Annotated in this window: 4 protein-coding genes; 2 read left to right on the forward strand and 2 right to left on the reverse strand. The window is 60.2% G+C overall.

The window, feature by feature from the left end:
• The first annotated feature begins 69 nt into the window (after positions 1-69).
• Positions 70-1,716: a murein biosynthesis integral membrane protein MurJ gene (gene murJ, locus NW815_RS01000; RefSeq protein WP_414389787.1), complete on the forward strand. Its 1,647-nt coding sequence runs from the start codon at positions 70-72 to the stop codon at positions 1,714-1,716.
• Here the strand turns inward: murJ and sigC are convergent.
• Complete coding sequence (gene sigC / locus NW815_RS01005) at positions 1,713-2,813, reverse strand: RNA polymerase sigma factor SigC (protein ID WP_414332157.1); 1,101 nt, start codon at positions 2,811-2,813, stop codon at positions 1,713-1,715. The two genes, murJ and sigC, sit on opposite strands and share 4 nt — an antisense overlap.
• A gap of 566 nt (positions 2,814-3,379) precedes the next feature.
• Between sigC and NW815_RS01010 the strand changes: the two genes are divergently transcribed.
• A complete protein-coding gene (locus tag NW815_RS01010) occupies positions 3,380-3,973 on the forward strand; it encodes a cofactor assembly of complex C subunit B (protein WP_414389784.1) in 594 nt (197 codons plus the stop codon).
• Here NW815_RS01010 and mutS read toward each other — a convergent pair.
• On the reverse strand, positions 3,970-5,281 hold a 1,312-nt coding region (gene mutS / locus NW815_RS01015; protein ID WP_414415627.1), incomplete at its 5' end, for a DNA mismatch repair protein MutS. The genes NW815_RS01010 and mutS overlap by 4 nt on opposite strands.

Here is a 5,281-nt window from a genome sequence, read left to right on the forward strand (position 1 = left end):
GCTTAGCGGTCGGAGTCGGGTAGTTTACTTTGTTGTTGAGGCAGTGGTTGGGGTGCAGGACACAAGGTAATGGAGGAGTCTGCCACTCAGGAAGAGATCCCTGGGGGATCTCCTTCAGCAGGGCCATCCCGTTCGTTGATGTCGGTGGCGGGCTTGGTGGCCGGGGCGACCTTGCTCAGTAAGGGCATAGGCTTTATTCGCCAAGCTTTGATTGCAGCAGTGTATGGCTCGGGGCCGGAGTACAGCGCCTTCGGGGTAGCCTACATCCTGCCCGGTTTTCTGTTGATTCTGCTGGGAGGGATCAACGGCCCTTTTCATAGCGCCATCGTCAGTGTCCTCAAAAAGCAGCGGGATCGGGACAGGGAGGATGCGGCTGCCTGGCTGGAATCCATTTCCACCTTGGTAGGCTGCCTGCTCCTGCTGGTCAGCTTGGGCCTTTGGTGGGGAGCGGACTGGGTGGTGCGCCTGAATGCGCCGGGAGCCAGCCCCGAAGTCCATGCTTTGGCCGCTGCGCAACTGCGGATCATGGCCCCTTTGGCCTTGCTCTCGGGGTGGATTGGCATCGGCTTTGGAGCGCTGAATGCTGCCGAACACTACGCCTTGCCTGCCCTTAGCCCGCTGATCTCCAGCTTGGCGGTGATCGGGATCCTGGTCACGCTGGGATGGACGGGGATCCCAACTTTGCTGGCCTGGGGCGTGCTCATCGGGGCCATTGCCCAATGGTTGGCCCAAGTTCCGCTCCAGATGCGGTTAGGGCTGGGGCGACCGCGCCTGCGCTTTGAGTGGGGATCCCCGCAGGTACGGGCGGTGGGCTTGCTGATGTTGCCGGCGGTGATCTCCTCCGGGATGATCCACATCAATGTTTATGTGGATCTGTTTTTTGCCTCTTTCGTACCTGGGGATCGCACCATCGGCAACTTGGGATATGCCCAGCTTCTGGTACAAACGCCGCTGGGGATCCTCTCCAACATGGTGCTGGTGCCCTTGATGCCTCTCTATGCCCAGTTGGCAGGGGATGGATCCCGTTGGCCGGAGCTGCGCCAGCGTATCCGCCAAGGGCTGATGCTTACGGCAATTGTGACCCTGCCCCTGTCGATGCTGTTGGTGGCTTTGGCCGAGCCCATTGTCCAAGTGGCCTACCAGCGGGGGCGCTTTACGCCGGAGGTGACACAAGAGGTGGCAGCCCTACTCATGGCCTATGGTCTGGGGATGACCGGTTACCTGCTGCGGGATGTGCTGGTGCGGATCTTCTATGCCCTGGAGGATGGGGCTACGCCTCTGCGCATCAGCAGCATGGCCATTGGCCTGAATGCCCTACTGGACTTTCTATTTTTGCCGGCTTTTGGAGCGCCGGGCATTGCCCTGGCCACCGCCGGCGTCAACCTGATAGCCGTGATCGGACTGGGGATCCGCCTCCACCAGCACCTGCCAGGGATCCCTTGGCGGGAGATGGGACAAGCCCTGCTGCCGTTGCTGGGGATCACCGTCTTGGCCGGGGGACTGAGCCATTGGCTGTGGACCCAACTGCGCTCCTACGAGATTGTGGGGTCTCCCCTGCTCACCGCCATCATTTGGGCCGGGCTGGCCGCGGGTTTAGGTCTAAGCTTGTTCGCCGCCGGAGCTCTCTACCTGCGGATCCCAGAAGTGGAGTGGGCAGCAGCCCGACTGCGGAAACGGGTAGGACGCCGGGGGAGCCAGTGGGCAAGCCGGAACTAGCTGATAGCTTCCAGGTAATCTCGCACGCGGTTGCGCCGCTTCGGCTGACGCAGCTTCTGCAGGGCTTTGGCCTCAATTTGCCGCACCCGCTCTCGCGACAGATCCAAGGCGCGACCGATTTCCGCCAGCGAATAGGTGCGCCCATCCCCCAAGCCGAAACGCATGCGGATCACATCCCGCTCGCGGCTGGTCAGATCCGAGAGCAACTGCTGTAGATCGCGATGCAGGGCTTCCCGCATCATGGTCTCTTCTGGAGAAATGTCGTCAGTTTCCAGCAAATCCCCCAGTTCGGTGTCCTTGTCTTTGCCCACCTTGGTTTCCAGAGAAACCGAGCGGGGCACCCGTACCAACAGCTCGCGTACTTGAGGCGGCGTCATCTCCAACTCGGAGGCGATGTCTTCGATGGTGGGAGTACGGCCCTTTTCCTGGGAGAGCTTGCGCTGCGCTTTTTTGATCTTGTTCAGCTTCTCGGTGATGTGGACGGGCAGGCGAATGGTACGGCTTTGGGTGGCAATGGCACGGGTAATGCCCTGCCGGATCCACCAGTAGGCGTAGGTGCTGAAGCGGTAGCCCTTTTTTGGGTCGAACTTTTCCACCGCCCGCTCCAGGCCCAGCGTACCCTCTTGGATCAGATCCAACAGCTCCAAGCCGCGGTTTTGGTACTTTTTCGCCACCGACACCACCAGGCGCAGGTTGGCCTTGATCATGTGCTCTTTGGCACGCTTGCCAATCCGCTGAATCTGCTGCAGCTTTTCAGGGGTCAGTTGCGCCCACTCGGGGTACTGGTTGGCCTTGGCCACCCATTCCGCAAGAGTGGGATCCCGTCCCAACTCTTTCTGCAAACGCAGACGCAAATCCAAGAGCTTCATGTAGTCTTGGACTTTTTGGGCCAGGGCCACCTCTTCATCGCGCCCCAACAGAGGAACACGACCGATCTCTTGTAAATAGAGGCGCACCAGATCGGTGGAGCGGCGGGTTGGCTCCTCTTCCAGAAACTCGCCATCGGCCAGATCCACCTCTGCTTCTTCGGCAGCATCGAGGAGATCGGCGGGGCCATCCAACAAAATGTCGTTGAGTTCAGGTTCGTAGTTAGACATGTAGGGTGTTGCTGATGTAGCGACAGGGGTGGACAGTCCGGTGGGCTGAGAGAGGGATAGTAAACGATGTGGAGCGGGTTAAGCTTAAGTGTTCCCCTTTGCTCAACGCCTTGCGGCATTCGGAGGAAAATCACACATTGACCTCTTCCTCAACCCGACCTCCTGCCCATACCCCACAGAGAAAGGCTAACGTGGCAGTGAAGGGATCACGCAACGGGTAGAGCGTGAGTCCCTTATCATAACTTAATTATAGTTGCATTTCTCATCTCAGAGGCATGAGATCCAGCGTAGGATCCCCCCAGTTCAACCGTCACCGCCACTGCGAAAAAGCGTATTGCCCTCAGGGTAAACCCGGCAGGTCGTCCTTGGGGGAAGTAACCCATCCATCCTAGAGGGTCTAAACTTCAAAGGTAGCGTGTAAATTGCTTTGCCTATTCCAATCTATTCGATTCTATTCGATGAACTGTTCCCATTCACCTATCCCACCCAGCTGTGGGGGAGCCAGACTCCCCGAACAGGTCAACCCCCTTCCTCTGGGCGGACTGGGCTCTGCTCAGGCACTTGGGTTGGCCATAGCCCCGCTGACGGGGGAAAAGGTTTCAACCTTGGCGTTGACGACTCTATTGGCCATCGGTCTATTCTTTTTTCTGCGAGCTGCGGGCAAGGATCGCGTGGAGAGTCGCCTCTACTTTAGCAGTCGCAGCCTGGAAGAAATGGGATCCGCTCTACGGGAGCACTTGGAAAGGCGTGGCTATCGTCTCCAGTCCGCCGATGCCGAGGGGATCGCCACCTTTGCAGGGCAGGGTCAGGCTAGCGTGGGGCTGACCTTTTTTTTAACGGGACTGGCGGGGGCGGGGCTGGCCTGTTTGGTCTTGGTGCTGCAGACCCTTGAGCCGGGGTGGGGCGCTTGGCCCTGGATGGTGGTGCTGGCCTCCCCCTGGGCGGGTTGGTACTACTGGCGGCGCAACCAACGCCCGGAGCAAATCCGCCTGAAACTGCAGGAAGCCGACGAGGACTCTGTCCCGCTCTCGTCCTGGGAACGAACGCCAACGGCTTCTGGATCCCACCTGTGGGTGGAGGGGCATCGGGATGAGCTGGATGGGCTGGCTGCAGCCCTGGGGTTGCAAGAACGGGATCCCGACAGGGGTAGGGGAGCCTAAGGCCAATCGGGAAAGAGAGGCGCTGGGATCAAAGACAGTTGATCCCCAACGGCGGAATCGGGGCTGCGATTGGGAGCGGGCTCTTTTTTGGAGTTCTTCTGGGCAGGTTGGCTTTTTCCTTGGTTGCGCAGGCCCAGGCCGATGCGGCTGTGTTTTTCCACTAGGGCCAGCACCTGTTCGGCCCGCTGGATTACCGGCTGCGGCAGGCCAGCCATGCGCCCCACCTCGATGCCATAGGAGCGATCTGCCCCCCCAGGCTGTACCTGGTGCAAGAAGATGATGCGATCTTGCAATTCCTTGACCACCACCTGAAAGTTGGCCACGTTGGGCAGCAAGGTCTCCAGTTGGTTGAGCTCGTGGTAGTGGGTGGCAAAGACAGTACGGGCCCGCACTTGGGTAGCCAGGTACTCTGCCACCGCCCAGGCAATGGAGAGGCCATCAAAGGTAGCAGTGCCGCGGCCAATCTCGTCCAAAAGCACCAGGGATCGCTCGCCGGCGTGGTTGAGGATGTTGGCCGTCTCGTTCATCTCCACCATGAAGGTGGACTGTCCCGTGGCCAGGTCATCGACAGCGCCAATGCGGGTAAATACGCGGTCGCAGAGGCCCAACTCTGCCCGCCGCGCGGGGACAAAGCTGCCCATCTGGGCCAGGATTTGGATGAGCCCAATTTGCCGCAGGTAAGTGGACTTGCCGGACATGTTGGGCCCGGTGAGGACGATCAAATCGGGGCCGTGGGGGGATCCCAGTTGCACCGAATTGGGCACGAAGAGGCCCTGGGGCAGGGATTTTTCCACCACCGGGTGGCGACCCTCCTCGATGATCAGCCGGCGGTCTTCGGTGATTACGGGACGGGTGTATCCCTGCTGCACTGCCACTTCCGCCAGGCCAAACAGAGCATCGACGGCAGCCAGGGTCTGGGCCACTTGGCGGATGGCTTCGGCCCGGGATCCTGCCTCTTGGCGCAACTGCACAAACAGCTCGTATTCCCGCTGGTTGATGTCGGTTTGGGCTGTGAGGATGCGGGCCTCTTTTTCTTTGAGCTCGGGGGTAATGAACCGCTCTTCGTTGGTCAGGGTTTGCTTGCGGATGTACTCTTTGGGGACTTGGTGGGCCTTGGCGCGGCTGATGCTGAGGTAGTAGCCGAAGGCCTTGTTGAAGCCCACCTTGAGAGTGGGGATCCCAGTGCGGTCGCGCTCGCTTTTTTCCAACTGGGCAACCCACTGGCGGTCTTGCTCCACCTGCTGCCGCAGCCTGTCCAGCTCGGGATCCACGCCGGCTCGGATGAGGCCCCCCTCGGTGAGCACAGGG

The organism is Synechococcus sp. R6-7 (assembly GCF_047461695.1).
Classification (GTDB): Bacteria; Cyanobacteriota; Cyanobacteriia; order Thermostichales; family Thermostichaceae; genus Thermostichus.